At 43.1% G+C, this 701-nt stretch carries 1 protein-coding gene; it reads left to right on the top strand.

The features are described from left to right. Window positions 1-201 precede the first annotated feature (201 nt). Window positions 202-701, top strand: a 500-nt coding sequence (locus tag FS666_RS19425; RefSeq protein ID WP_186306631.1) for a leucine-rich repeat domain-containing protein, incomplete at its 3' end; no start/stop codon positions are given.

The raw sequence follows: 701 nt of genomic DNA, 5'->3' as shown, positions 1-701 counted from the left end.
TATACCAAAGGCTGGAGCCCTTTTTGTATTTAGTTACTAGATTTTACTTTCGTAATTCAGGATAATAAGAGTTTTTAAAACGGCTTTATGTACATAACAGTCCTTTATTTACTTTTTTGCTCTTCTATTTATTAAATGAGGGTGAAGTATATGAAGAGAGCATTTGTATGTTTATTTGTATTATTCCTTTGTTCAGGATGTATGGGGGAAGACCGTCAAAAACAGCAGCCTGCTGAGGCGGAAACCGCCGCCATGCAATTCCCGGAAAAAGAACCGGATCCAGTCATGCAGAAGGCGGTCGACAGCTACGAAGGGATCGAAGATCCCGTTTTACGCGAACGGGTGCTGGAAGAATTGGGGCTTGAAGAATATGCAGCCGACAAAACAAGGCCGACTGTCGAAGACATGGAAAAGCTGATCGTTTTAAGGGCTGACGATAGATGGAGCATCACCTCCCTGAAGGGGCTGGAAGTTGCTTTCAATCTCAAAATACTGAGTCTTGACGGTACTGGCGTCAGCGATTTGCAGCCAATCTCACATTTGCCTTCTCTGGAAAAACTGTACCTGTCCGGAAATGAAATCAGGGATATCAGCCACTTATCAGGTTTGACTTCTCTCCAGGCGCTGACATTATGCGGTAATGATGTAAAGAATCACTTTGTTCCGTCAAAAACAGGCCTTCTTTATTCAAATTCCTTCAG

Source organism: Siminovitchia fortis (genome assembly GCF_007681465.1).
Taxonomy (GTDB): Bacteria; Bacillota; Bacilli; order Bacillales; family Bacillaceae_C; genus Siminovitchia; species Siminovitchia fortis.
Note: the sequence above shows the minus strand (reverse complement) of the source record. Positions and strands in the feature narration are given on the sequence as shown.